Source organism: Salmonella sp. SAL04213 (assembly GCF_046550535.1).
Taxonomy (GTDB): Bacteria; Pseudomonadota; Gammaproteobacteria; order Enterobacterales; family Enterobacteriaceae; genus Salmonella; species Salmonella enterica.
The window spans coordinates 891080-916239 of record NZ_JBGDXS010000002.1 but is presented as its reverse complement, the minus strand read 5'-3'; the positions used below and the strand labels follow the sequence as shown (position 1 = coordinate 916239).

Here is a 25160-nt window from a genome sequence, read left to right as displayed (position 1 = left end):
ATGGTAGTAAATAAACGTTTAATCTTAATTTTACTATTTATACTCAATACAGCAAAGAGTGATGAGTTATCATGGAAAGGTAATGACTTCACCCTTTATGCCAGACAAATGCCATTAGCAGAGGTTTTACATCTGCTCTCAGAGAACTATGATACGGCTATTACTATTAGCCCATTGGTAACAGCTACATTTAGTGGAAAAATTCCGCCTGGACCACCGGTCGATATTTTGAATAACCTGGCAGCACAATATGATTTGCTAACCTGGTTTGATGGCAGCATGTTATATGTATATCCTGCATCGTTATTAAAACATCAGGTTATCACTTTCAATATTTTATCTACTGGACGGTTCATTCATTACTTACGCAGCCAGAATATCCTTTCATCACCGGGATGCGAGGTTAAAGAAATTACCGGTACCAGAGCTGTGGAGGTGAGTGGTGTTCCCAGCTGTCTGACTCGTATTAGTCAATTAGCTTCAGTGCTGGATAATGCGTTAATCAAACGAAAAGACAGTGCGGTGAGTGTAAGTATATACACGCTTAAGTATGCCACTGCGATGGATACCCAATACCAATATCGCGATCAGTCCGTCGTGGTTCCTGGGGTCGTGAGTGTATTGCGTGAGATGAGTAAAACCAGCGTCCCGGCGTCATCGACGAACAATGGTTCACCCGCTACACAGGCATTGCCCATGTTTGCTGCCGACCCACGCCAGAATGCAGTGATCGTTCGTGATTATGCGGCCAATATGGCCGGGTATCGGAAACTCATCACAGAATTAGATCAACGCCAGCAGATGATAGAGATTTCGGTGAAAATTATCGATGTTAATGCTGGAGATATTAACCAGTTAGGCATCGACTGGGGAACGGCAGTGTCGCTGGGTGGCAAGAAAATTGCGTTCAATACAGGTTTGAATGACGGCGGTGCTAGCGGTTTTTCAACGGTAATCAGCGATACCTCAAACTTTATGGTGCGTTTGAATGCCCTGGAAAAAAGCTCTCAGGCTTATGTACTTTCCCAGCCATCTGTGGTGACTTTAAATAATATCCAGGCTGTGCTGGATAAAAATATTACTTTCTATACCAAACTGCAGGGAGAAAAAGTGGCTAAACTTGAATCCATCACTACGGGTTCTTTGTTGCGCGTTACACCTCGCTTGTTAAATGACAATGGCACGCAAAAAATAATGCTTAATCTTAATATTCAGGATGGACAACAAAGTGATACGCAAAGCGAAACAGATCCGCTACCCGAAGTGCAAAATTCTGAAATTGCTTCGCAAGCCACATTATTAGCCGGACAGAGTCTATTGCTGGGAGGATTTAAACAAGGTAAACAAATCCACTCGCAAAACAAAATCCCTTTATTGGGCGATATTCCTGTCGTAGGCCATTTTTTTCGCAATGATACGACTCAAGTACATAGTGTAATCAGGCTGTTTTTGATTAAAGCCTCAGTAGTAAATAATGGCATATCTCATGGTTAATCCAAAGAACTCCTGGAAAATACGTTTTTTAGGTCACGTTTTACAAGGCCGGGAAGTATGGCTGAATGAAGGTAACCTGTCACTGGGGGAGAAAGGATGCGATATTTGTATTCCGCTTACTATAAATGAAAAAATTATTCTGAGAGAACAGGCAGATAGTTTATTTGTTGATGCCGGGAAAGCCAGAGTTAGAGTTAATGGCCGCAGATTTAATCCAAATAAGCCGCTACCATCCAGTGGGGTTTTGCAGGTTGCGGGAGTGGCTATCGCGTTTGGTAAACAGGATTGTGAACTTGCTGATTATCAAATACCCGTTTCCAGATCAGGCTACTGGTGGTTGGCTGGTGTATTCTTGATTTTCATCGGTGGAATGGGTGTCCTGTTAAGTATTGGCGGTCAGCCTGAAACGGTAAATGATTTACCTTTGCGGGTTAAGTTTTTATTAGACAAAAGCAATATTCATTATGTGCGGGCGCAATGGAAAGAAGATGGAAGCCTGCAGTTGTCCGGTTATTGCGCGTCAAGCGAACAGATGCAAAAGGTGAGAGCGACTCTCGAATCATGGGGGGTCATGTATCGGGATGGTGTAATCTGTGATGACTTATTGATACGAGAAGTGCAGGATGTTTTGATAAAAATGGGTTACCCGCATGCTGAAGTATCCAGCGAAGGGCCGGGAAGCGTGTTAATTCATGATGATATACAAATGGATCAGCAATGGCGTAAGGTTCAACCATTACTTGCAGATATTCCCGGGTTATTGCACTGGCAGATTAGTCATTCTCATCAGTCTCAGGGGGATGATATTATTTCTGCGATAATAGAGAACGGTTTAGTGGGCCTTGTCAATGTTACGCCAATGCGGCGCTCTTTTGTTATCAGTGGTGTACTGGATGAATCTCATCAACGCATTTTGCAAGAAACGTTAGCAGCATTAAAGAAAAAGGACCCCGCTCTTTCTTTAATTTATCAGGATATTGCGCCTTCTCATGATGAAAGCAAGTATCTGCCTGCGCCAGTGGCTGGCTTTGTACAGAGTCGCCATGGTAATTACTTATTACTGACGAATAAAGAGCGTTTACGTGTAGGGGCATTGTTACCCAATGGGGGAGAAATTGTCCATCTGAGTGCCGATGTGGTAACGATTAAACATTATGATACTTTGATTAACTATCCATTAGATTTTAAGTGAGTGGAAAATGACAACTCTGACCCGGTTAGAAGATTTGCTGCTTCATTCGCGTGAAGAGGCCAAAGGCATAATTTTACAATTAAGGGCTGCCCGGAAACAGTTAGAAGAGAACAACGGTAGGTTACAGGATCCGCAGCAATATCAGCAAAACACCTTATTGCTTGAAGCGATCGAGCAGGCCGAAAATATCATCAACATTATTTATTATCGTTACCATAACAGCGCACTTGTAGTGAGTGAGCAAGAGTAAAGTAAAAATATCTTAGAGCCTATCCCACCAGGCGTTATTGGCGCAGCCAGCCTGGACACGGACAGCGCGCAAAAACCGGAGCGTACACGTAGCACGTGAGGTTTGACTCGCTACGCTCGCCCTTCGGGCCGCCGCTAGCGGCGTTCAAAACGCTAACGCGTTTTGGCGAGCACTGCCCAGGACCACAATGGCAAGTAAAATAGCCCTAATGGGATAGGCTCTTAGTTAGCACGTTAATTATCTATCGTGTATATGGAGGGGAATGATGATAAAGAAAAAGGCTGCGTTTAGTGAATATCGTGATTTAGAGCAAAGTTATATGCAGCTAAATCACTGTCTTAAAAAATTTCACCAAATCCGGGCTAAGGTGAGTCAACAGCTTGCTGAAAGGGCAGAGAGCCCCAAAAAAAGCAGAGAGACAGAGAGTATTCTTCATAACCTATTTCCACAAGGCGTTGCCGGGGTTAACCAGGAGGCCGAGAAGGATTTAAAGAAAATAGTAAGTTTGTTTAAACAACTTGAAGTACGACTGAAACAACTTAATGCTCAAGCCCCGGTGGAGATACCGTCAGGAAAAACAAAAAGGTAAAGCATAATGTCTTCAGGAAACATCTTATGGGGAAATCAAAACCCTATTGTGTTTAAAAATAGCTTCGGCGTCAGTAACACTGATACCGGGGGGCAGGATGACTTATCCCAGCAAAATCCGTTTGCCGAAGGGTATGGTGTTTTGCTTATTCTCCTTATGGTTATTCAGGCTATCGCAAACGATAAATTTATTGAAGTCCAGCAGAACGCTGAACGTGCCAGAAATACCCAGGAAAAGTCAAATGAGATGGATGAGGTGATTGCTAAAGCAGCCAAGGGAGATGCTAAAACCAAAGAGGAGGTGCCTGAGGACGTAATTATATACATGCGTGAACACGGTATTCTCATCAATGGTCTGACCATTGATGAATACATGGCTAAATATGGCGATCATGGGAAGCTGGATAAAGGTGGCCTACAGGCGATCAAAGCGGCTTTGGATAATGACGCCAACCGGAATACCGATCTTATGAGTCAGGGGCAGATAATAATTCAAAAAATGTCTCAGGAGCTTAACGCTGTCCTTACCCAACTGACGGGGCTTATCAGTAAGTGGGGGGAAATTTCCAGTATGATAGCGCAGAAAACGTACTCATGAAAAAAGACCCGACCCTACAACAGGCTCATGACACGATGCGATTTTTCCGGCGTGGCGGCTCGCTGCGTATGTTGTTGGATGACGATGTTACACAGCCGCTTAATACTCTGTATCGCTATGCCATGCAGCTTATGGAGGTAAAAGAGTTCGCCGGCGCAGCGCGACTTTTTCAATTGCTGACGATATATGATGCCTGGTCATTTGACTACTGGTTTAGGTTAGGGGAATGCTGCCAGGCTCAAAAACATTGGGGGGAAGCGATATACGCTTATGGACGCGCGGCGCAAATTAAGATTGATGCGCCGCAGGCGCCATGGGCCGCAGCGGAATGCTACCTCGCATGTGATAACGTTTGTTATGCAATAAAAGCGTTAAAGGCCGTGGTGCGTATTTGCGGCGAGGTCAGTGAACATCAAATCCTCCGACTGCGTGCAGAAAAGATGTTACAGCAACTTTCTGACAGGAGCTAAAAATGAATCGAATTCACAGTAATAGCGATAGCGCCGCAGGAGTAACCGCCTTAACACATCATCACTTAAGCAATGTCAGTTGCGTTTCCTCAGGTTCGCTGGGAAAGCGCCAGCATCGTGTGAATTCTACTTTTGGCGATGGCAATGCCGCGTGCCTGTTATCAGGGAAAATTAGTCTTCAGGAGGCAAGCAATGCGTTGAAGCAACTGCTTGATGCCGTACCCGGAGATCATAAGCGTCCATCATTGCCTGACTTTTTGCATATCAATCCCACTGTTTTATCAATGATGATGACGTCATTAATACTCAACGTCTTTGGTAATAACGCTCAATCGTTATGTCAACAGCTTGAGCGGGCAACTGAGGTGCAAAATGCATTACGTAATAAGCAGGTAAAGGAGTATCAGGAGCAGATCCAGAAAGCGATAGAGCAGGAGGATAAAGCGCGTAAAGCGGGCATTTTTGGCGCTATTTTTGACTGGATTACCGGCATATTTGAAACCGTGATTGGCGCCTTAAAAGTTGTGGAGGGTTTTCTGTCCGGTAATCCCGCAGAAATGGCTAGCGGCGTAGCTTATATGGCCGCAGGTTGTGCAGGAATGGTTAAAGCCGGAGCCGAAACGGCAATGATGTGCGGTGCTGACCACGATACCTGTCAGGCGATTATTGACGTGGCAAGTAAAATTCAAGTTGGTTGTGAAGTCGTCGCGATGGCACTGGATGTTTTCCAGATTGGTCGTGCTTTTATGGCGACGAGAGGCTTATCTGGCGCAGCTGCAAAAGTTCTTGACTCCGGCTTAGGCGAAGAAATGGTTGAGCGTATGGTAGGTGCAGGGGAAGGAGAAATAGAGGAGTTGGCTGAAAAGTTTGGCGAAGAGGTGAGCGAAAATTTTTCCAAACAATTTGAGGCGATTGAACGTGAAATGGTTTCGCCGGGCGAGATGGAAGAGGAGTCTGCTGAGTTTTCTCGTAAGGTAGAAAATAATATGACGCGAAGCGCGGGAAAAAGCTTTACGAAAGAGGGGGTGAAAGCCATGGCAAAAGAAGCGGCAAAAGAAGCCCTGGAAAAATATGCGCAAGAAGGGGGAAAGTTTCTGTTAAAAAATTTTCGTAATAAAGTTCTCTGGAATATGTTCAAAAAAATCCTGTATGCCTTACTGAGGGATTGTTCATTTAAAGGCTTACAGGCTATCAGATGTGCAACCGAGGGCGCCAATCAGATGAATACTGGCATGGTTAACACAGAAAAAGCGAAGCTCGAAAAGAAAATAGAGCAATTAATAACTCAGCAACGGTTTCTGGATTTCATAATGCAACAAACGGAAGACCAAAAAAAGATAGAACAAAAACGCTTAGAGGAGCTTTATAAGAGTAGCGGTGCCGCGCTTAGAGATGTATTAGATACCATTGATCACTATAGTAGCGTTCAGGCGAGAATAGCTGGCTGTCGCGCTTAATCTGAGGATAAAAATATGGAAGCGAGTAACGTAGCACTGGTATTACCAGCGCCTTCCTGGTTAACGCCTTCTTCCAGTCAATCACCCTCCGGGGAGGGAATGGGTACTGAATCAATGCTTCTGTTATTTGATGATATCTGGATGAAGCTAATGGAGCTTGCCAAAAAGCTGCGCAATATCATGCGCGACTATAACGTAGTAAAACAACAGCTGGCCTGGGGGCTACAGGTCAATGTTTTACAGACGCAAATGAAAACAATTGATGAAGCGTTTAGAGCATCAATGATTACTGCGGGTGGCGCAATATTGTCGGGCGTGCTGACGATAGGATTAGGGGCCGTAGGCGGGGAAACCGGCCTTATAGCGGGTCAAGCCGTAGGCCACACTGCTGGAGGCGTCATGGGCCTGGGGGCCGGTGCAGCGCAACGTCAAAGTGATCAAGATAAAGCGATTGCCGACCTGCAACAAAATGGGGCCCAATCCTATAATAAATCCCTGGCGGAAATTATGGAGAAAGCAGCTGAAATTATGCAGCAAATCATGGGTGTGGGGTCGTCACTGGTCGCGGTTCTTGCTGAAATACTCCGGGCATTAACGAGGTAAATATGGTGCAAGAAATAGAGCAATGGTTGCGTCGGCATCAGGTGTTTACTGAGCCTGCATATTTAGGGGAGACCGCCATATTACTTGGGCAGCAGTTTATATTATCGCCTTACCTGGTGATCTATCGTATTGAGGCAAAAGAAATGATTATTTGTGAGTTCAGGCGCCTGACGCCCGGGCAACCTCGACCACAGCAATTGTTTCACTTACTGGGACTTTTACGCGGGATATTTGTGCATCACCCGCAGTTAACATGTTTAAAGATGTTGATAATCACCGACGTTCTGGATGAAAAAAAAGCCATGCTACGCAGGAAATTATTGCGCATCCTGACAGTAATGGGAGCGACCTTTACACAGCTTGATGGCGATAACTGGACAATTTTATCCGCCGAGCATCTTATCCAGCGACGTTTTTAAATGACCTTCCTGACGTAAATCATTATCACGTGAAAATAACAATCAATAGGTATGATGATGAAAGAAGATCAGAAAAATAAAATACCCGAAGACATTCTGAAACAGCTATTATCCGTTGATCCGGAAACCGTTTATGCCAGTGGTTACGCCTCATGGCAGGAGGGGGATTATTCGCGCGCCGTAATCGATTTTAGCTGGCTGGTGATGGCCCAGCCATGGAGTTGGCGTGCCCATATTGCATTGGCTGGCACCTGGATGATGCTTAAAGAATACACGACGGCCATTAATTTCTATGGACATGCCTTGATGCTGGATGCCAGCCATCCAGAACCGGTTTACCAAACGGGCGTCTGTCTCAAAATGATGGGGGAACCCGGGTTGGCGAGAGAGGCTTTTCAAACCGCAATCAAGATGAGTTATGCGGATGCCTCATGGAGTGAGATTCGCCAGAATGCGCAAATAATGGTTGATACTCTTATTGCTTAAATAACAGAACGAAATATGAAAATTCATATTCCGTCAGCGGCAAGTAATATAGTAGATGGTAATAGTCCTCCTTCCGATATACAAGCGAAGGAGGCATCGTTTCCTCCCCCTGAAATTCCAGCCCCTGGCACCCCCGCAGCCCCAGTGCTGCTTACGCCTGAACAAATAAGGCAGCAGAGGGATTATGCGATACATTTTATGCAATACACTATTCGTGCGCTGGGTGCGACAGTCGTGTTTGGATTATCGGTTGCTGCAGCGGTAATTTCTGGCGGGGCAGGATTACCCATTGCTATTCTTGCGGGGGCGGCGCTCGTGATTGCTATTGGGGACGCTTGCTGTGCGTATCATAATTATCAATTGATATGTCAGCAAAAGGAGCCGTTACAAACCGCCAGTGATAGCGTTGCTCTTGTGGTCAGTGCGCTGGCCTTAAAATGTGGGGCAAGTCTTAACTGCGCTAACACCCTTGCTAATTGTCTTTCTTTATTAATACGTTCAGGAATCGCTATTTCTTCGTTGGTTATACAACTACAGTTTCCACTGCCCGCCGCTGAAAATATAGCGGCCTCTTTGGACATGGGGAGTGTAATTACCTCCGTTAGCCTGACGGCGATAGGTGCGGTACTGGATTATTGCCTTGCCCGCCCCTCTGGCGACGATCAGGAAAATTCTGTTGATGAACTTTATGCCGATCCCAGTGCGTTATTGGCGGAACAAATGGCATCGCTCTGCCAATCTGCTACTACACCTGCATTAATAGACAGTTCTGGTCATACATCTCAGGGAGAACCATGAAACCTGTTAGCCCAAATGCTCAGGTAGCAGGGCAACGTCCTGTTAACGCGCCTGAGGAATCACCTCCATGTCCCTCATTGCCACATCCGGAAACCAATATGGAGAGTGGTAGAATAGGTCCTCAACAAGGAAATGAGCGGTTATTGGCCGGACTTGCGAAACGAGTGATAGAGTGTTTTCCAAAAGAAATTTTTAGTTGGCAAACGGTCATTTTGGGCGGACAGATTTTATGCTGTTCCGCTGGAATAGCATTAACAGTGCTAAGTGGTGGAGGCGCACCGCTCTTAGCCCTGGCGGGAATTGGCCTTGCTATTGCCATCGCGGATGTCGCCTGTCTTATCTACCATCATAAACATCATTTACCTATGGCTCACGACAGTATAGGCAATGCCGTTTTTTATATTGCTAATTGTTTCGCCAATCAACGCAAAAGTATGGCGATTGCTAAAGCCGTCTCCCTGGGCGGTAGATTAGTCTTAACCGCGACGGTAATGACGCATTCATACTGGAGTGGTAGTTTGGGACTACAGCCTCATTTATTAGAGCGTCTTAATGATATTACCTACGGACTAATGGGTTTTACTCGCTTCGGTATGGATGGGATGGCAATGACCGGTATGCAGGTCAGCAGCCCATTATATCGTTTGCTGGCTCAGGTGACGCCAGAACAACGTGCGCCGGAGTAATCGTTTTCAGGTATATACCGGATGTTCATTGCTTTCAAAATTTTGCTATGTTGCCAGTATCCTTACGATGTATTTATTTTAAGGAAAAGCATTATGGATATTGCACAATTAGTGGATATGCTCTCCCACATGGCGCACCAGGCAGGCCAGGCCATTAATGACAAAATGAATGGTAATGATTTGCTCAACCCAGAATCGATGATTAAAGCGCAATTTGCCTTACAGCAGTATTCTACATTTATTAATTACGAAAGTTCACTGATCAAAATGATCAAGGATATGCTTAGTGGAATCATTGCTAAAATCTGAAGTTATTAGCGACGATGTTCGACGGTTGCTGCTGGAAATCATGTTTGCGGGCGTTAACCATAGCCTGATTTCCCAGGTACATGCGATGTTACCAGCGCTAACGGTTATTGTTCCGGATAAAAAATTACAGTTGGTATGTCTGGCATTATTATTGGCGGGTTTAAATGAGCCGCTAAAAGCCGCGAAAATTTTATCGGATATTGATTTGCCAGAGGCTATGGCGCTGCGTCTGTTATTTCCTGCACCAAATGAGGGGTTTGAAAATTGAATATTTCTGATATGAGCGTAGTGCCTGTAAGCACTCAATCTTATGTAAAGTCCTCTGCAGAACCGAGCCAGGAGCAAATTAATTTTTTTGAACAATTGCTGAAAGATGATGCATCCACCAGTAACGCCAGTGCTTTATTACCGCAGGTTATGTTGACCAGACAAATGGATTATATGCAGTTAACGGTAGGCGTCGATTATCTTGCCAGAATATCAGGCGCAGCATCGCAAGCGCTTAATAAGCTGGATAGCATGACATGAAGATTCATCGTATAGTATTTCTTACTGTCCTTACGTTCTTTCTTACGGCATGTGATGTGGATCTTTATCGCTCATTGCCAGAAGATGAGGCGAATCAAATGCTGGCATTACTTATGCAGCATCATATTGATGCGGAAAAAAAGCAGGAAGAGGATGGTGTAACCTTACGTGTCGAGCAGTCGCAGTTTATTAATGCGGTTGAGCTACTTAGACTTAACGGTTATCCGCATAGGCAGTTTACAACGGCGGATAAGATGTTTCCGGCTAATCAGTTAGTGGTGTCACCCCAGGAAGAACAGCAGAAGATTAATTTTTTAAAAGAACAAAGAATTGAAGGAATGCTGAGTCAGATGGAGGGCGTGATTAATGCAAAAGTGACCATTGCGCTACCGACTTATGATGAGGGAAGTAACGCTTCTCCGAGCTCAGTTGCCGTATTTATAAAATATTCACCTCAGGTCAATATGGAGGCCTTTCGGGTAAAAATTAAAGATTTAATAGAGATGTCAATCCCTGGGTTGCAATACAGTAAGATTAGTATCTTGATGCAGCCTGCTGAATTCAGAATGGTACCTGATGTACCCGCGAGACAAACATTCTGGATTATGGACGTGATCAACGCCAATAAAGGGAAGGTGGAGAAGTGGTTGATGAAATACCCTTATCAGTTGATGTTATCGTTGACAGGACTGTTATTAGGAGTGGGCATCCTGATCGGCTATTTTTGCCTGAGACGCCGTTTTTGAGCCGACCTGATCCCGAGGTGTTGCAACTTTATCGTTATTTCTGGCAACCTGCTCGTTACGCTGTACCGGAATGGCTGGATAAGCTGGGTTTTCATCCTTCAAACTGCTGGCGTTATGGCGATCGGCCCGAGTTGGATCGTCTTCTTGACAGAGCGTTAAATAGACTAAGGGGAAGCTCTGTTATTCCAGCCTGTTTAAATGACAGGCAAAAACGGCAGGTTCGTCTTGCGCCGCGTATATCGGCATTTGCCTTTGGGCTGGGATTATTCAAACTCAGGTGTAGTGACTATTTTATGCTACCAGAGTATCGGCAATTGCTTCTACAGTGGTTTAGCGAGGATGAGATCTGGCAGCTATATGGTTGGTTGGGGCAAAGAGATGGCAAATTACTTCCTCCGCAAGTGATGCAACAAACTGCATTGCAGATCGGTACCGCCATTCTTAATCGGGAAGCGCATGATGATGCGGTTTTACATGCGCTATTAGTATTATTACCCCCTCCGCAGCGTATACTTTGGCCGAAGACTTCTCTTACCGAGATTATCTTCATGGAGCATTTGCTATGAGTTTTACTTCACTTCCACTGACGGAAATTAACCATAAGCTACCCGCTCGAAATATTATTGAGTCACCGTGGATAACATTACAATTAACTTTATTTGCACAAGAGCAACAAGCTAAGAGAGTTTCACATGCTATTGTGAGCTCCGCTTACCGTAAGGCTGAAAAAATCATCCGAGACGCCTATCGTTATCAGCGTGAACAGAAAGTTGAGCAGCAACAAGAACTAGCGTGGTTGCGTAAAAATACGTTGGAAAAAATGGAAGTGGAATGGCTGGAACAGCATGTAAAACATTTACAAGAAGATGAAAATCAATTTCGTTCATTGGTCGATCACGCAGCGCATCATATTAAAAATAGTATAGAACAGGTTCTGTTGGCCTGGTTCGACCAACAGTCGGTAGACAGTGTTATGTGCCATCGTCTGGCACGCCAGGCCACGGCTATGGCGGAAGAGGGAGCGCTTTATTTGCGTATTCATCCTGAAAAAGAGGCATTGATGCGTGAAACTTTTGGCAAGCGGTTTACGTTGATTATCGAGCCTGGTTTCGCTCCCGATCAGGCTGAACTTTCCTCAACACGATATGCCGTTGAGTTTTCACTTTCTCGTCATTTCAACGCGTTACTGAAATGGTTACGTAATAGTGAAGATAAAAGAGGTAGCGATGAATATTAAAATTAATGAGATAAAAATGACGCCCCCTACAGCATTTACCCCTGGCCAGGTTATAGAGGAACAAGAGGTTATTTCGCCTTCAATGTTAGCTCTCCAGGAGTTACAGGAAACGACGGGGGCAGCGCTCTATGAGACGATGGAAGAAATAGGAATGGCGCTGAGTGGTAAACTGCGCGAAAGTTATAAATTCACTGATGCTGAGAAACTGGAGCGCAGACAGCAGGCTTTGCTGCGTTTGATAAAACAAATACAGGAGGATAATGGAGCAACGTTGCGTCCGCTTACCGAAGAGAATAGTGATCCTGATTTACAGAATGCGTATCAAATTATCGCTCTTGCAATGGCGCTTACTGCCGGCGGGTTGTCAAAAAAGAAAAAACGCGATTTGCAATCGCAACTGGATACGCTTACAGCGGAGGAGGGATGGGAACTTGCCGTTTTTAGTTTACTGGAACTTGGCGAAGTGGATACCGCTACGCTGTCCTCGCTGAAGCGTTTTATGCAACAGGCGATAGACAACGATGAAATGCCCTTATCGCAGTGGTTCAGACGCGTGGCAGACTGGCCGGATCGCTGTGAACGGGTCCGTATTTTGCTAAGAGCAATAGCCTTTGAACTTAGCATATGCATCGAACCCTCGGAGCAAAGTCGTTTGGCCGCAGCATTAGTACGTTTGCGTCGTTTGTTGTTATTCCTTGGCCTTGAAAAAGAGTGCCAGCGTGAGGAGTGGATTTGCCAGTTGCCGCCTAATACATTACTGCCGCTACTACTCGATATTATTTGTGAGCGTTGGCTTTTCAGTGATTGGTTGCTTGATAGACTTACCGCTATAGTTTCTTCATCAAAGATGTTCAATCGGTTACTCCAACAACTTGATGCGCAGTTTATGCTGATACCCGATAACTGTTTTAACGACGAAGATCAACGTGAACAAATTCTCGAAACGCTTCGTGAAGTAAAGGTAAATCAGGTTTTATTCTGATACCTGGCTTTCAATATTTAGGTAAATTGGCGTTCTGGCTCATCATGAGGCGGCAGGATGGATTGGGATCTCATTACTGAACGTAATATTCAGCTTTTTATTCAATTAGCAGGATTAGCTCAACGGCCTTTAGCAACCAATATGTTCTGGCGGCAAGGACAATATGAAACCTATCTAAACTATCATAACGGTCGTATTCACTTATGTCAGATACTCAAGCAAACCTTCTTAGACGAAGATCTGCTTTTTAAAGCCTTAACTCACTGGAAACCTGCAGCGTTCCAGGGTATTCCTCAACGATTATTTTTGTTGCGCGATGGGCTTGCAATGAGCTGTTCTCCTCCTCTTTCCAGCTCCGCCGAGCTCTGGTTACGATTACATCATCGACAAATAAAATTTCTGGAGTCGCAATGCGTTCATGGTTAGGTGAGGGAATCAGGGCGCAACAGTGGCTCAGTGTATGCGCGGGTCGGCAGGATATGGTTCTGGCGACGGTGTTATTAATCGCTATTGTGATGATGCTGTTACCTTTACCGACCTGGATGGTTGATATCCTGATTACTATCAACCTTATGTTTTCAGTGATCCTGCTCTTAATTGCTATTTATCTTAGTGACCCTCTCGATTTATCGGTATTTCCGTCTTTATTACTTATTACTACATTATATCGTTTGTCACTCACAATCAGCACATCACGGCTGGTACTGTTACAACATAATGCCGGTAATATTGTGGATGCTTTCGGTAAGTTTGTCGTAGGAGGAAATCTCACCGTTGGGTTGGTCGTATTTACCATCATTACTATCGTGCAGTTTATTGTCATTACAAAAGGTATCGAGAGGGTGGCGGAAGTTAGCGCGCGTTTCTCGCTTGATGGGATGCCAGGCAAACAAATGAGTATCGATGGCGATTTGCGTGCCGGAGTTATCGATGCAGACCATGCCCGTACATTAAGACAGCACGTCCAGCAGGAAAGCCGTTTTCTCGGTGCGATGGACGGTGCGATGAAATTTGTTAAAGGCGATACGATTGCCGGTATTATTGTTGTTCTGGTGAACATTATCGGCGGTATCATTATCGCTATCGTACAATATGATATGTCGATGAGTGAGGCTGTTCACACTTATAGCGTACTTTCAATCGGAGATGGTTTATGTGGGCAAATTCCATCGCTGCTGATTTCCCTTAGCGCGGGAATTATTGTCACCCGTGTTCCGGGTGAGAAACGCCAGAACCTGGCGACAGAGTTGAGTTCTCAAATTGCCAGACAACCTCAGTCGCTCATATTAACCGCTGTGGTTTTAATGCTCCTCGCTTTAATTCCTGGCTTTCCTTTTATCACTCTCGCTTTCTTTTCAGCGTTGTTAGCATTGCCAATTATCCTCATTCGCCGCAAAAAGTCTGTGGTTTCCGCAAATGGCGTCGAAGCACCGGAAAAAGATAGTATGGTTCCCGGCGCATGTCCTCTAATCTTACGTCTTACCCCGACGTTACATTCTGCCGACCTGATTCGTGATATTGACGCCATGCGATGGTTTTTATTTGAGGATACCGGCGTCCCTCTCCCTGAGGTGAATATTGAAGTTTTGCCTGAACCCACCGAAAAATTGACGGTACTGCTATATCAGGAACCCGTATTTAGTTTATCTATTCCCGCCCAGGCGGATTATTTATTGATAGGCGCGGACGCTAGTGTGGTGGGTGGCAGCCAGACGTTACCGAACGGGATGGGGCAGATCTGTTGGCTTACAAAAGACATGGCTCATAAGGCGCAAGGTTTTGGACTGGACGTTTTCGCGGGCAGCCAACGTATCTCCGCCTTATTAAAATGTGTCCTGCTTCGGCATATGGGAGAGTTTATTGGTGTTCAGGAAACGCGTTATCTAATGAATGCGATGGAAAAAAACTACTCTGAGCTGGTGAAAGAGCTTCAGCGCCAGCTACCCATTAATAAAATCGCTGAAACTTTGCAGCGGCTTGTATCAGAGCGGGTTTCTATTAGAGATTTACGTCTTATTTTCGGCACCTTAATTGACTGGGCACCACGCGAAAAAGATGTCCTGATGTTGACAGAATATGTCCGTATCGCGCTTCGCCGTCATATTCTGCGTCGTCTTAATCCGGAAGGAAAACCGCTGCCGATTTTGCGGATAGGCGAAGGTATTGAGAACCTCGTGCGTGAATCCATTCGCCAGACGGCAATGGGGACCTATACTGCGCTGTCGTCTCGTCATAAGACGCAGATTCTGCAACTTATCGAGCAGGCGCTGAAGCAGTCAACCAAATTATTCATTGTCACTTCTGTCGACACCCGACGTTTCTTGCGAAAAATTACAGAAGCCACCTTGTTCGACGTACCGATTTTGTCATGGCAGGAATTAGGAGAGGAGAGCCTTATACAAGTGGTAGAAAGTATTGACCTTAGCGAAGAGGAGTTGGCGGACAATGAAGAATGAATTGATGCAACGTCTGAGGATGAAATATCCGCCCCCCGATGGTTATTGTCGATGGGGCCGAATTCAGGATGTCAGCGCAACGTTGTTAAATGCGTGGTTGCCTGGGGTATTTATGGGCGAGTTGTGCTGTATAAAGCCTGGAGAAGAACTTGCTGAAGTCGTGGGGATTAATGGCAACAAAGCTTTGCTATCTCCTTTTACGAGTACTATCGGACTTCACTGCGGGCAGCAAGTGATGGCCTTAAGGCGACGCCATCAGGTTCCCGTGGGCGAAGCGTTATTAGGGCGAGTCATTGATGGCTTTGGTCGTCCCCTTGATGGCCGCGAACTGCCCGACGTCTGCTGGAAAGACTATGATGCAATGCCTCCTCCCGCAATGGTTCGACAGCCTATCACTCAACCATTAATGACGGGGATTCGCGCTATTGATAGCGTTGCGACCTGTGGCGAAGGACAACGAGTGGGGATTTTTTCTGCTCCTGGCGTGGGGAAAAGCACGCTTCTGGCGATGCTGTGTAATGCGCCAGACGCAGACTGCAATGTTCTGGTGTTAATTGGTGAACGTGGACGAGAAGTCCGCGAGTTCATCGATTTTACACTGTCTGAAGAGACCCGAAAACGTTGTGTCATTGTTGTCGCAACCTCTGACAGACCCGCCTTAGAGCGCGTGAGGGCGCTGTTTGTGGCCACCACGATAGCAGAATTTTTTCGCGATAATGGAAAGCGAGTCGTCTTGCTTGCCGACTCACTGACGCGTTATGCCAGGGCCGCACGGGAAATCGCTCTGGCCGCCGGAGAGACTGCGGTTTCTGGAGAATATCCGCCAGGCGTATTTAGTGCATTGCCACGACTTTTAGAACGTACAGGAATGGGAGAAAAAGGCAGTATTACCGCATTTTATACGGTACTGGTGGAAGGCGATGATATGAATGAGCCGTTGGCGGATGAAGTCCGTTCACTGCTTGACGGACATATTGTGCTATCCCGACGGCTTGCAGAGAGGGGGCATTATCCTGCCATTGACGTGTTGGCAACGCTCAGCCGCGTTTTTCCAGTCGTTACCAGCCATGAGCATCGTCAACTGGCGGCGATATTGCGACGGCGCCTGGCGCTTTACCAGGAGGTTGAACTGTTAATACGCATTGGGGAATACCAGCGAGGAGTTGATACTGATACTGACAAAGCCATTGATGCCTATCCGGATATTTGCACATTTTTGCGACAAAGTAAGGATGAAGTATGCGGACCCGAGCTACTTATAGAAAAATTACACCAAATACTCACCGAGTGATCATGGAAACTTTGCTGGAGATAATCGCGCGGCGTGAAAAGCAATTACGCGGCAAGCTTACCGTACTTGATCAGCAGCAACAGGCGATTATTACGGAACAGCAGATTTGCCAGACGCGCGCTTTAGCAGTGTCTACCAGACTGAAAGAATTAATGGGCTGGCAAGGTACGTTATCTTGTCATTTATTGTTGGATAAGAAACAACAAATGGCCGGGTTATTCACTCAGGCGCAGAGCTTTTTGACGCAACGGCAGCAGTTAGAAAATCAGTATCAGCAGCTTGTCTCCCGGCGAAGCGAATTACAGAAGAATTTTAATGCGCTTATGAAAAAGAAAGAAAAAATTACTATGGTATTAAGCGATGCGTATTACCAAAGTTGAGGGAAGTCTTGGGTTGCCATGCCAGTCTTATCAGGATGATAACGAGGCGGAGGCGGAACGTATGGACTTTGAACAACTCATGCACCAGGCATTACCCATTGGTGAGAATAATCCTCCTGCAGCATTGAATAAGAACGTGGTTTTCACGCAACGTTATCGTGTTAGTGGCGGTTATCTTGACGGTGTAGAGTGTGAGGTATGTGAATCAGGGGGGCTAATCCAGTTAAGAATCAATGTCCCTCATCATGAAATTTACCGTTCGATGAAAGCGCTAAAGCAGTGGCTGGAGTCTCAGTTGCTGCATATGGGGTATATAATTTCCCTGGAGATATTCTATGTTAAGAATAGCGAATGAAGAGCGTCCGTGGGTGGAGATACTTCCAACGCAAGGCGCTACCATTGGTGAGCTGACATTGAGTATGCAACAATATCCAGTACAGCAAGGGACATTATTTACCATAAATTATCATAATGAGCTGGGTAGGGTGTGGATTGCAGAACAATGCTGGCAGCGCTGGTGTGAAGGGTTAATTGGCACCGCTAATCGATCGGCTATCGATCCTGAATTGCTATATGGAATAGCTGAATGGGGGCTGGCGCCGTTATTGCAAGCCAGTGATGCAACCCTCTGTCAGAACGAACCGCCAACATCCTGCAGTAATCTACCACATCAGCTAGCGTTGCATATTAAATGGACAGTTGAAGAACATGAGTTCCATAGCATTATTTTTACATGGCCAACGGGTTTTCTGCGCAATATAGTCGGAGAGCTTTCTGCTGAGCGTCAACAGATTTATCCTGCCCCTCCTGTGGTAGTCCCTGTATATTCAGGCTGGTGCCAGCTTACATTAATTGAACTTGAGTCTATCGAAATCGGCATGGGCGTTCGGATTCATTGCTTCGGCGACATCAGACTCGGTTTTTTTGCTATTCAACTACCTGGGGGAATCTACGCAAGGGTGTTGCTGACAGAGGATAACACGATGAAATTTGACGAATTAGTCCAGGATATCGAAACGCTACTTGCGTCAGGGAGCCCAATGTCAAAGAGTGACGGAACGTCTTCAGTCGAACTTGAGCAGATACCACAACAGGTGCTCTTTGAGGTCGGACGTGCGAGTCTGGAAATTGGACAATTACGACAACTTAAAACGGGGGACGTTTTGCCTGTAGGGGGATGTTTTGCGCCAGAGGTGACGATAAGAGTAAATGACCGTATTATTGGGCAAGGTGAGTTGATTGCCTGTGGTAATGAATTTATGGTGCGTATTACACGTTGGTATCTTTCCAAAAATACAGCGTAAACCTGATAACAAAAATAATATGCGAACAATATAATAGCGTTCCAGGTCGTGTCATGAGAGATACAGTATGTCTTTACCCGATTCGCCTTTGCAACTGATTGGTATATTGTTTCTGCTTTCAATACTGCCTCTCATTATCGTCATGGGAACTTCTTTCCTTAAACTGGCGGTGGTATTTTCGATTTTACGAAATGCTCTGGGTATTCAACAAGTTCCCCCAAATATCGCACTGTATGGCCTTGCGCTTGTACTTTCCTTATTCATTATGGGGCCGACGCTATTAGCTGTAAAAGAGCGCTGGCATCCGGTTCAGGTCGCTGGCGCTCCTTTCTGGACGTCTGAGTGGGACAGTAAAGCATTAGCGCCTTATCGACAGTTTTTGCAAAAAAACTCTGAAGAAAAGGAAGCCAATTATTTTCGGAATTTGATAAAACGAACCTGGCCTGAAGACATAAAAAGAAAGATAAAACCTGATTCTTTGCTCATATTAATTCCGGCATTTACGGTGAGTCAGTTAACGCAGGCATTTCGGATTGGATTACTTATTTATCTTCCCTTTCTGGCTATTGACCTGCTTATTTCAAATATACTGCTGGCTATGGGGATGATGATGGTGTCGCCGATGACCATTTCATTACCGTTTAAGCTGCTAATATTTTTACTGGCAGGCGGTTGGGATCTGACACTGGCGCAATTGGTACAGAGCTTTTCATGAATGATTCTGAATTGACGCAATTTGTAACGCAACTTTTATGGATCGTCCTTTTTACGTCTATGCCGGTGGTGTTGGTGGCATCGGTAGTTGGTGTCATCGTAAGCCTTGTTCAGGCCTTGACTCAAATACAGGACCAAACGCTACAGTTCATGATTAAATTATTGGCAATTGCAATAACCTTAATGGTCAGCTACCCATGGCTTAGCGGTATCCTGTTGAATTATACCCGGCAGATAATGTTACGAATTGGAGAGCATGGTTGAATGGCACAACAGGTAAATGAGTGGCTTATTGCATTGGCTGTGGCTTTTATTCGACCATTGAGCCTTTCTTTATTACTTCCCTTATTAAAAAGTGGCAGTTTAGGGGCCGCACTTTTACGTAATGGCGTGCTTATGTCACTTACCTTTCCGATATTACCAATCATTTACCAGCAGAAGATTATGATGCATATTGGTAAAGATTACAGTTGGTTAGGGTTAGTCACTGGAGAGGTGATTATTGGTTTTTTAATTGGGTTTTGTGCGGCGGTTCCCTTTTGGGCCGTTGATATGGCGGGGTTTCTGCTTGATACTTTACGTGGCGCGACAATGGGTACGATATTCAATTCTACAATGGAAGCTGAAACCTCACTTTTTGGCTTGCTTTTCAGCCAGTTTTTGTGTGTTATTTTCTTTATAAGCGGCGGCATGGAGTTTATATTAAATATTCTGTATGAGTCATATCAATATTTACCACCAGGGCGTACTTTATTATTTGACCGGCAATTTTTAAAATATATCCAGGCAGAGTGGAGAACGCTTTATCAATTATGTGTCAGTTTCTCTGTTCCTGCCATAATATGTATGGTATTAGCCGATCTGGCTTTAGGTCTTTTAAATCGGTCGGCACAACAATTGAATGTGTTTTTCTTCTCAATGCCGCTCAAAAGTATATTAGTTCTACTGACGCTCCTGATCTCATTCCCTTATGCTCTTCATCACTATTTGGTTGAAAGTGATAAGTTTTATATTTATCTGAAAGACTGGTTCCCATCTGTATGAGCGAGAAAACAGAACAGCCTACAGAAAAGAAATTACGTGATGGTCGTAAGGAAGGGCAGGTCGTCAAAAGTATCGAAATAACATCATTATTTCAGCTGATTGCGCTTTATTTGTATTTTCATTTCTTTACTGAAAAGATGATTTTGATACTGATTGAGTCAATAACTTTCACATTACAATTAGTAAATAAACCATTTTCTTATGCATTAACGCAATTGAGTCATGCTTTAATAGAGTCATTGACTTCTGCACTGTTGTTTCTGGGCGCTGGGGTAATAGTTGCTACTGTGGGTAGCGTGTTTCTTCAGGTGGGGGTGGTTATTGCCAGCAAGGCCATTGGTTTTAAAAGCGAGCATATAAATCCGGTAAGCAATTTTAAGCAGATATTCTCTTTGCATAGCGTAGTAGAATTATGTAAATCCAGCCTAAAAGTTATCATGTTATCTCTTATCTTTGCCTTTTTCTTTTATTATTATGCCAGTACTTTTCGGGCGCTACCGTACTGTGGGTTAGTCTGTGGTCTGCTTGTGGTTTCTTCTTTAATAAAATGGTTATGGGTTGGGGTGATGGCTTTTTATATCGTCGTTGGCATACTGGACTATTCTTTTCAATATTATAAGATTAGAAAAGATCTAAAAATGAGTAAAGATGACGTAAAACAGGAGCATAAAGATCTGGAGGGCGATCCTCAAATGAAGACACGGCGTCGGGAAATGCAGAGTGAAATACAGAGTGGGAGTTTAGCTCAATCTGTTAAACAATCTGTTGCGGTAGTGCGTAATCCAACGCATATTGCGGTTTGTCTCGGCTATCACCCCACCGATATGCCAATACCACGCGTTCTGGAAAAAGGCAGTGATGCTCAAGCTAACTATATCGTTAACATCGCTGAACGCAACTGCATCCCCGTTGTTGAAAATGTTGAGCTGGCCCGCTCATTATTTTTTGAAGTGGAACGCGGAGATAAAATTCCTGAAACGTTATTTGAACCCGTTGCAGCCTTGTTACGTATGGTGATGAAGATAGATTATGCGCATTCTACCGAAACACCATAAATGCCTTTGGTATGCTTCTTCAGGCCACTGCGAAGGTTAAGAGGGGTAATACAGTATAGAGCAGCGCTTGACGATAAAGGTGAGAGACTGAAAATAATCGCTTTTAGCCTGGCACAAGCACCAGATAGCGTATTTTAAAATTAAACAAGATAATGGATTGGTGCGTCTGAATGGACTCGAACCATCGACCCCCACCATGTCAAGGTGGTGCTCTAACCAACTGAGCTACAGACGCATTAAAATGATGGTGCGTTCAATTGGACTCGAACCAACGACCCCCACCATGTCAAGGTGGTGCTCTAACCAACTGAGCTATGAACGCAACGTTGTAGGTGACAACGGGGACGAATATTAGCGTCACAACTGCAATGAGGCAAGAGGGAAATCGCAATTTTCTTCCTGAAATCACCTGATTGCGGTGGAAATATGCAACATGTCGAGAAAATAGCCGCCATGCGACGGCTATCGTCGTATTATCGCGCAGCGCGCTGCAAAATGATGGCGGACGGCTGACGTTGTAGATAGCGCATCCGTAGCATCATTAACACCGCCGCCGAGGTCAGGCCGATGATGAACCCCATCCAGAAGCCTGCCGGTCCCATACGATCCACCACCAGATCCGTTAACGCCAGTATATAACCGCTGGGTAAACCTAACACCCAGTAGGCGGTAAAGGTGATAAAAAAGATGGAACGCGTATCTTTATAACCGCGCAGAATACCGCTGCCGATAACCTGTATAGAGTCGGAAATCTGGTAAACCGCAGCGAGCAGCATTAATTGTGCGGCAAGCGCCACGACCTCGGGGTTATCATTGTAGAGCAAAGCAATATGCTTACGCAGAGTAACGGTAAAAATAGCGGTAACCACAGCCATACAAATGCCGACGCCTAAACCGGTACGCGCTGCGGTTTGCGCATCCAGCGTTGAGCCCTGGCCCAGACGATAACCCACTCGAATTGTTACCGCCGCAGCCAGCGACATCGGCAGCACGAACATCAGCGAGCTAAAGTTAAGCGCAATCTGATGACCCGCGACATCCACAATACCTAATGGTGAAACCAGCAGCGCAACGACCGCAAACAACGTCACTTCAAAGAACAGCGCCAGCGCAATCGGCAACCCCAGTTGAATCAGGCGCTTCATGACGACGCTATCGGGTTTGCCAAAGCCTGTTTCATTACGAATATCACGCATTGAACGCGCGTGTTTAATGTAAGAAAGCATGGCGATAAACATCACCCAATAGACCGCCGCGGTCGCAACGCCGCAGCCGATACCGCCGAGTTCAGGCATACCAAAATGGCCATAGATAAAAATATAGTTCACCGGAATATTCACCAGCAGGCCCAAAAATCCCATCACCATACCCGGTTTGGTTTTGGCCAGACCTTCGCACTGGTTTCGCGCTACCTGAAAGAAAAGGTATCCTGGCGCGCCCCACAGCAGCGCGCGAAGATAACCCACGGCTTTATCGGCCAGCGCCGGATCAATATTATGCATGGAGCGGATAATGTATCCGGCATTCCACAGGACGATCATCACCAGCACGGAGACAAAGCCTGCCAGCCAGAACCCTTGTCGAACCTGATGCGCGATACGCTCACGGCGGCCGGAGCCATTGAGTTGCGCAATCACCGGCGTCAAGGCCAGCAGTAAGCCGTGACCAAACAAAATGGCGGGAAGCCAGATAGAGGTGCCGATAGCGACGGCAGCCATGTCCGTAGCGCTATAGCCTCCTGCCATGACGGTATCGACGAATCCCATTGCGGTCTGTGCCACTTGCGCAAGGATCACCGGTATCGCTAACGCTAATAACTGACGCGCTTCACTGGTATACTTCTGCACGTATTCACCTTTTATTTTGTTGTTATATGAAAGACTAAAAAGCCGCCGTAGTGGCAGCCAAAAGAAATAGCAGGGGAAATTTCAGTCTATTGTAGCGGGGTATTACTATTTCTCCAGCGAAAAAACAGTTGTTAACGGCGCATTGCTGGCAAGCTGTTTTTCCACCTGCTATTGTGCTGAACAGTTCTGCTTTTATTTATTTCAGGAGTTGAAGATATGTTTACGGGGATCGTACAGGGTACCGCGAAACTGGTATCGATTGATGAAAAACCCAACTTTCGCACCCATGTGGTGACGTTACCGGACTACATGCTGGAGGGGCTGGAGACGGGGGCGTCGGTAGCGCATAACGGATGCTGTTTGACGGTGACTGAAATAAACGGCAACCAGATAAGCTTTGATCTGATGAAAGAAACGTTGCGCATCACCAATCTGGGCGCGTTGAGGGTAGGTGATGAGGTCAACGTAGAGCGCGCCGCCAAATTCAGCGATGAAATCGGTGGACATCTGATGTCGGGGCATATTATTACGACGGCGGAGATCGCGAAAATCCTGACCTCCGAAAATAACCATCAGGTGTGGTTTAAAGTGCAGGATGCGTCCCTGATGAAGTATATCCTGTACAAAGGCTTTATCGGCGTTGACGGTATCAGTTTGACCGTCGGCGAGGTAACGCCAACGCGCTTCTGCGTGCATCTCATTCCGGAAACGCTGGAACGTACTACGCTTGGCAGAAAAAAACTGGGTGAGCGTGTGAATATCGAGATCGATCCGCAAACGCAGGCGGTTGTCGATACCGTAGAACGCGTACTGGCTACACGAGAAAATGCGGTCAGAAATCAGGCCGACATTGGCTAACGGAAAATAAGATTCCCCCGCATGAAATGCGGGGGTGATGATTAGCGAGGAACGCGCAGACCGTTTTCAACGCCGCGCGTAAATACCACCTGCCAAAGCTGGATATCACGTGCGCGAAACGCACCCGCGCAGGCATTGAGATAATAGCTGAACATACGTTTAAAGCGCTCGTTATAATTGCCCGCAATCTCTGGCCAGGCATTGATAAAGCGCTCATGCCACGCCATCAGAGTCGTGTCATAGTCGGCGCCAAAGTTATGCCAGTCTTCCATTACAAAGTGTGATTCGCTGGCCTCGGCGATTTGACGAACAGACGGCAAACAACCGTTGGGGAAAATATACTTATTGATCCACGGATCGACATTATGATCGGTTTTTTTAGAACCAATAGTATGGAGCAGGAAAAGACCATCCGGTTTTAAATTCCTGTCAACGACCTCAAAATAGGTGTTGTAGTTTTTTGGCCCGACATGTTCGAACATACCGACGGAGACGATTCGGTCAAACTGATCGTTAAGGTCGCGATAATCTTCGAGGAGAATGGAGACATCCAGACCTTCGCAACGCGTCTGCGCCATTTTTTGTTGTTCAGCGGAGATCGTTACGCCCACCACGCTAACGCCATAATGGGTCGCCATATATTGCGACAGGCCGCCCCAGCCGCAGCCGATATCCAGCACACGCATCCCCGGTTGTAGCTGTAGCTTTTCGCAAATCAATTTCAGCTTGGCTTGCTGTGCCGCTTCCAGCGTATCGGCATCTTTCCAGTAGGCGCAAGAATATTGCATATAGGGATCGAGCATACGGGAAAAAAGGTCATTACCAAGATCGTAATGTTCCTTGCCGACAATCCAGGCGCGTTTTTTACTTTGTAGATTAATCAGACGCGCGCCGAGGATACGGAGCGTATCTTTAACATGGTGGGGGAGTTGATTTTCAAGACCGGCACGTAAGACTTTGCTGAAGAAAATATCCAGACGCTCGCATTCCCACCAGCCATCCATGTAACTCTCACCTAACCCCAACGATCCTTCCTGAAGGACGCGTTTAAAAAAATCGGGATTCTTAACACGAATGTCAGACGGGGCGGAACCATTAATTGTAATATCCGCGCGACTTAACAATTCGTTGGCGATTCGGTACCAGTTATCATCCGGTACGCTGACTTCTTCTATACACGATGAACTCATAGTTTCTCCATCACTGGACGGTGATCAGAACCTTAAAACAGCGTAGACGCTTTTTTGGCTTTGTGAGAAATCCCACGGGCAATTCCGTGAGCCAGTTATCCGACGTAGAACAGAGGAAGGGAGGAACCCTTGCCGAAAAGGCCATCCATGGTGAATCGGGAACGCTCCGGTTCCCGTT

32 protein-coding genes and 2 tRNA genes are annotated in these 25160 nt (G+C 45.8%); 30 read left to right on the top strand and 4 right to left on the bottom strand.

Features of this window, described 5'->3' with window-relative positions:
* The 29 genes from spiA to ssaU all read left to right on the top strand — a co-directional run bounded on the left by spiA (position 1) and on the right by ssaU (position 21087).
* Positions 1 to 1494 (top strand): SPI-2 type III secretion system protein SpiA, encoded by a 1494-nt coding sequence (spiA, locus tag ACLJPQ_RS09365; RefSeq protein ID WP_080184922.1) that lies wholly within the window; start codon positions 1 to 3, stop codon positions 1492 to 1494.
* On the top strand, positions 1475 to 2686 hold the full coding sequence (ssaD, locus tag ACLJPQ_RS09360) for a SctD family type III secretion system inner membrane ring subunit SsaD (RefSeq protein ID WP_000323780.1): 1212 nt from the start codon (positions 1475 to 1477) through the stop codon (positions 2684 to 2686). Before spiA ends, ssaD begins: the two co-directional genes overlap by 20 nt.
* 7 nt (positions 2687 to 2693) lie before the next feature.
* Positions 2694 to 2936, top strand: coding sequence for a YscE family type III secretion system co-chaperone SsaE (gene ssaE / locus ACLJPQ_RS09355; protein ID WP_000210204.1), 243 nt, complete (start codon positions 2694 to 2696; stop codon positions 2934 to 2936).
* 262 nt (positions 2937 to 3198) lie between these two features.
* Positions 3199 to 3525, top strand: a complete 327-nt coding sequence (gene sseA, locus ACLJPQ_RS09350; RefSeq protein ID WP_000972855.1) for an SPI-2 type III secretion system chaperone SseA — start codon at positions 3199 to 3201, stop codon at positions 3523 to 3525.
* A 6-nt stretch (positions 3526 to 3531) separates the two neighbouring features.
* A complete protein-coding gene (sseB, locus tag ACLJPQ_RS09345) occupies positions 3532 to 4122 on the top strand; it encodes an SPI-2 type III secretion system translocon protein SseB (RefSeq protein WP_080184923.1) in 591 nt (196 codons plus the stop codon).
* Positions 4119 to 4592 (top strand): SycD/LcrH family type III secretion system chaperone SscA, encoded by a 474-nt coding sequence (gene sscA / locus ACLJPQ_RS09340; protein WP_000711023.1) that lies wholly within the window; start codon positions 4119 to 4121, stop codon positions 4590 to 4592. The genes sseB and sscA overlap by 4 nt, the downstream gene beginning before the upstream one ends.
* A gap of 2 nt (positions 4593 to 4594) precedes the next feature.
* Positions 4595 to 6049: a type III secretion system translocon protein gene (locus ACLJPQ_RS09335; protein ID WP_080184924.1), complete on the top strand. Its 1455-nt coding sequence runs from the start codon at positions 4595 to 4597 to the stop codon at positions 6047 to 6049.
* A 15-nt stretch (positions 6050 to 6064) separates the two neighbouring features.
* Positions 6065 to 6652 (top strand): SPI-2 type III secretion system translocon protein SseD, encoded by a 588-nt coding sequence (gene sseD, locus ACLJPQ_RS09330; protein WP_064034693.1) that lies wholly within the window; start codon positions 6065 to 6067, stop codon positions 6650 to 6652.
* A gap of 2 nt (positions 6653 to 6654) precedes the next feature.
* A complete protein-coding gene (gene sseE / locus ACLJPQ_RS09325) occupies positions 6655 to 7071 on the top strand; it encodes an LcrR family type III secretion system chaperone SseE (protein ID WP_000249605.1) in 417 nt (138 codons plus the stop codon).
* A 51-nt stretch (positions 7072 to 7122) separates the two neighbouring features.
* Positions 7123 to 7557 carry a SycD/LcrH family type III secretion system chaperone SscB gene (gene sscB, locus ACLJPQ_RS09320; RefSeq protein WP_000979963.1) on the top strand — a complete coding sequence of 145 codons (435 nt, stop codon included), beginning with the start codon at positions 7123 to 7125 and terminating at the stop codon, positions 7555 to 7557.
* A 15-nt stretch (positions 7558 to 7572) separates the two neighbouring features.
* The gene (gene sseF, locus ACLJPQ_RS09315) at positions 7573 to 8355 is read left to right on the top strand and encodes a type III secretion systems effector SseF (protein WP_023194622.1); all 783 of its coding nucleotides are present in this window, start codon (positions 7573 to 7575) and stop codon (positions 8353 to 8355) included.
* The gene (sseG, locus tag ACLJPQ_RS09310) at positions 8352 to 9041 is read left to right on the top strand and encodes a pathogenicity island 2 effector protein SseG (RefSeq protein ID WP_000805837.1); all 690 of its coding nucleotides are present in this window, start codon (positions 8352 to 8354) and stop codon (positions 9039 to 9041) included. The genes sseF and sseG overlap by 4 nt, the downstream gene beginning before the upstream one ends.
* Positions 9042 to 9134: 93 nt before the next feature.
* Complete coding sequence (ssaG, locus tag ACLJPQ_RS09305; RefSeq protein WP_000350226.1) at positions 9135 to 9350, top strand: type III secretion system needle filament protein SsaG; 216 nt, start codon at positions 9135 to 9137, stop codon at positions 9348 to 9350.
* Positions 9328 to 9618, top strand: coding sequence for an EscG/YscG/SsaH family type III secretion system needle protein co-chaperone (locus tag ACLJPQ_RS09300; protein WP_000444713.1), 291 nt, complete (start codon positions 9328 to 9330; stop codon positions 9616 to 9618). Before ssaG ends, ACLJPQ_RS09300 begins: the two co-directional genes overlap by 23 nt.
* An 11-nt stretch (positions 9619 to 9629) precedes the next feature.
* On the top strand, positions 9630 to 9878 hold the full coding sequence (ssaI, locus tag ACLJPQ_RS09295) for a SctI family type III secretion system inner rod subunit SsaI (RefSeq protein ID WP_001562742.1): 249 nt from the start codon (positions 9630 to 9632) through the stop codon (positions 9876 to 9878).
* Positions 9875 to 10624 (top strand): SPI-2 type III secretion system apparatus lipoprotein SsaJ, encoded by a 750-nt coding sequence (gene ssaJ, locus ACLJPQ_RS09290; protein WP_024156997.1) that lies wholly within the window; start codon positions 9875 to 9877, stop codon positions 10622 to 10624. The genes ssaI and ssaJ overlap by 4 nt, the downstream gene beginning before the upstream one ends.
* A gap of 17 nt (positions 10625 to 10641) precedes the next feature.
* Complete coding sequence (locus ACLJPQ_RS09285) at positions 10642 to 11190, top strand: type III secretion system domain-containing protein (protein WP_001531605.1); 549 nt, start codon at positions 10642 to 10644, stop codon at positions 11188 to 11190.
* A complete protein-coding gene (ssaK, locus tag ACLJPQ_RS09280; protein WP_080184925.1) occupies positions 11187 to 11861 on the top strand; it encodes an SPI-2 type III secretion system apparatus protein SsaK in 675 nt (224 codons plus the stop codon). Before ACLJPQ_RS09285 ends, ssaK begins: the two co-directional genes overlap by 4 nt.
* On the top strand, positions 11827 to 12843 hold the full coding sequence (gene ssaL, locus ACLJPQ_RS09275; RefSeq protein WP_000238886.1) for an SPI-2 type III secretion system apparatus protein SsaL: 1017 nt from the start codon (positions 11827 to 11829) through the stop codon (positions 12841 to 12843). The genes ssaK and ssaL overlap by 35 nt, the downstream gene beginning before the upstream one ends.
* Positions 12844 to 12900: 57 nt before the next feature.
* Positions 12901 to 13269 carry an SPI-2 type III secretion system apparatus protein SsaM gene (gene ssaM / locus ACLJPQ_RS09270; protein WP_000383706.1) on the top strand — a complete coding sequence of 123 codons (369 nt, stop codon included), beginning with the start codon at positions 12901 to 12903 and terminating at the stop codon, positions 13267 to 13269.
* Entirely contained in the window at positions 13254 to 15299 is a 2046-nt protein-coding gene (gene ssaV, locus ACLJPQ_RS09265) for an SPI-2 type III secretion system apparatus protein SsaV (protein WP_080184926.1), read from the top strand. The genes ssaM and ssaV overlap by 16 nt, the downstream gene beginning before the upstream one ends.
* Positions 15289 to 16590 (top strand): SctN family type III secretion system ATPase SsaN, encoded by a 1302-nt coding sequence (ssaN, locus tag ACLJPQ_RS09260; RefSeq protein WP_080184927.1) that lies wholly within the window; start codon positions 15289 to 15291, stop codon positions 16588 to 16590. Before ssaV ends, ssaN begins: the two co-directional genes overlap by 11 nt.
* A gap of 2 nt (positions 16591 to 16592) precedes the next feature.
* Positions 16593 to 16970, top strand: a complete 378-nt coding sequence (gene ssaO / locus ACLJPQ_RS09255) for an SPI-2 type III secretion system apparatus protein SsaO (protein ID WP_000449089.1) — start codon at positions 16593 to 16595, stop codon at positions 16968 to 16970.
* On the top strand, positions 16951 to 17325 hold the full coding sequence (gene ssaP / locus ACLJPQ_RS09250; protein ID WP_001223304.1) for an SPI-2 type III secretion system apparatus protein SsaP: 375 nt from the start codon (positions 16951 to 16953) through the stop codon (positions 17323 to 17325). Before ssaO ends, ssaP begins: the two co-directional genes overlap by 20 nt.
* Positions 17306 to 18274, top strand: a complete 969-nt coding sequence (ssaQ, locus tag ACLJPQ_RS09245) for an SPI-2 type III secretion system cytoplasmic ring protein SsaQ (protein WP_053445293.1) — start codon at positions 17306 to 17308, stop codon at positions 18272 to 18274. The genes ssaP and ssaQ overlap by 20 nt, the downstream gene beginning before the upstream one ends.
* A 67-nt stretch (positions 18275 to 18341) precedes the next feature.
* A complete protein-coding gene (gene ssaR / locus ACLJPQ_RS09240; RefSeq protein ID WP_000056367.1) occupies positions 18342 to 18989 on the top strand; it encodes an SPI-2 type III secretion system export apparatus protein SsaR in 648 nt (215 codons plus the stop codon).
* Positions 18986 to 19252: an SPI-2 type III secretion system apparatus protein SsaS gene (gene ssas / locus ACLJPQ_RS09235; RefSeq protein WP_000999982.1), complete on the top strand. Its 267-nt coding sequence runs from the start codon at positions 18986 to 18988 to the stop codon at positions 19250 to 19252. Before ssaR ends, ssas begins: the two co-directional genes overlap by 4 nt.
* Positions 19253 to 20032 (top strand): SPI-2 type III secretion system apparatus protein SsaT, encoded by a 780-nt coding sequence (gene ssaT, locus ACLJPQ_RS09230; protein ID WP_000068763.1) that lies wholly within the window; start codon positions 19253 to 19255, stop codon positions 20030 to 20032.
* Positions 20029 to 21087, top strand: coding sequence for an SPI-2 type III secretion system apparatus protein SsaU (gene ssaU / locus ACLJPQ_RS09225; RefSeq protein WP_001291718.1), 1059 nt, complete (start codon positions 20029 to 20031; stop codon positions 21085 to 21087). The genes ssaT and ssaU overlap by 4 nt, the downstream gene beginning before the upstream one ends.
* Positions 21088 to 21245: 158 nt before the next feature.
* Here the strand turns inward: ssaU and ACLJPQ_RS09220 are convergent.
* The 3 genes from ACLJPQ_RS09220 to mdtK form a co-directional block, all read right to left on the bottom strand.
* Positions 21246 to 21322 (bottom strand) — tRNA-Val (locus tag ACLJPQ_RS09220).
* A gap of 10 nt (positions 21323 to 21332) precedes the next feature.
* A tRNA-Val gene (locus ACLJPQ_RS09215) sits at positions 21333 to 21409 on the bottom strand.
* Between the two features lie 151 nt (positions 21410 to 21560).
* The gene (gene mdtK, locus ACLJPQ_RS09210) at positions 21561 to 22934 is read right to left on the bottom strand and encodes a multidrug efflux MATE transporter MdtK (protein WP_001175081.1); all 1374 of its coding nucleotides are present in this window, start codon (positions 22932 to 22934) and stop codon (positions 21561 to 21563) included.
* A gap of 216 nt (positions 22935 to 23150) precedes the next feature.
* On the opposite strand from mdtK, the gene ACLJPQ_RS09205 reads away from it, so the two are divergent.
* Positions 23151 to 23792, top strand: a complete 642-nt coding sequence (locus ACLJPQ_RS09205) for a riboflavin synthase (protein WP_000493972.1) — start codon at positions 23151 to 23153, stop codon at positions 23790 to 23792.
* A 41-nt stretch (positions 23793 to 23833) separates the two neighbouring features.
* Here the strand turns inward: ACLJPQ_RS09205 and cfa are convergent, their stop codons facing one another.
* Positions 23834 to 24982 carry a cyclopropane fatty acyl phospholipid synthase gene (gene cfa / locus ACLJPQ_RS09200; protein WP_000098879.1) on the bottom strand — a complete coding sequence of 383 codons (1149 nt, stop codon included), beginning with the start codon at positions 24980 to 24982 and terminating at the stop codon, positions 23834 to 23836.
* Positions 24983 to 25160: the final 178 nt, after the last annotated feature.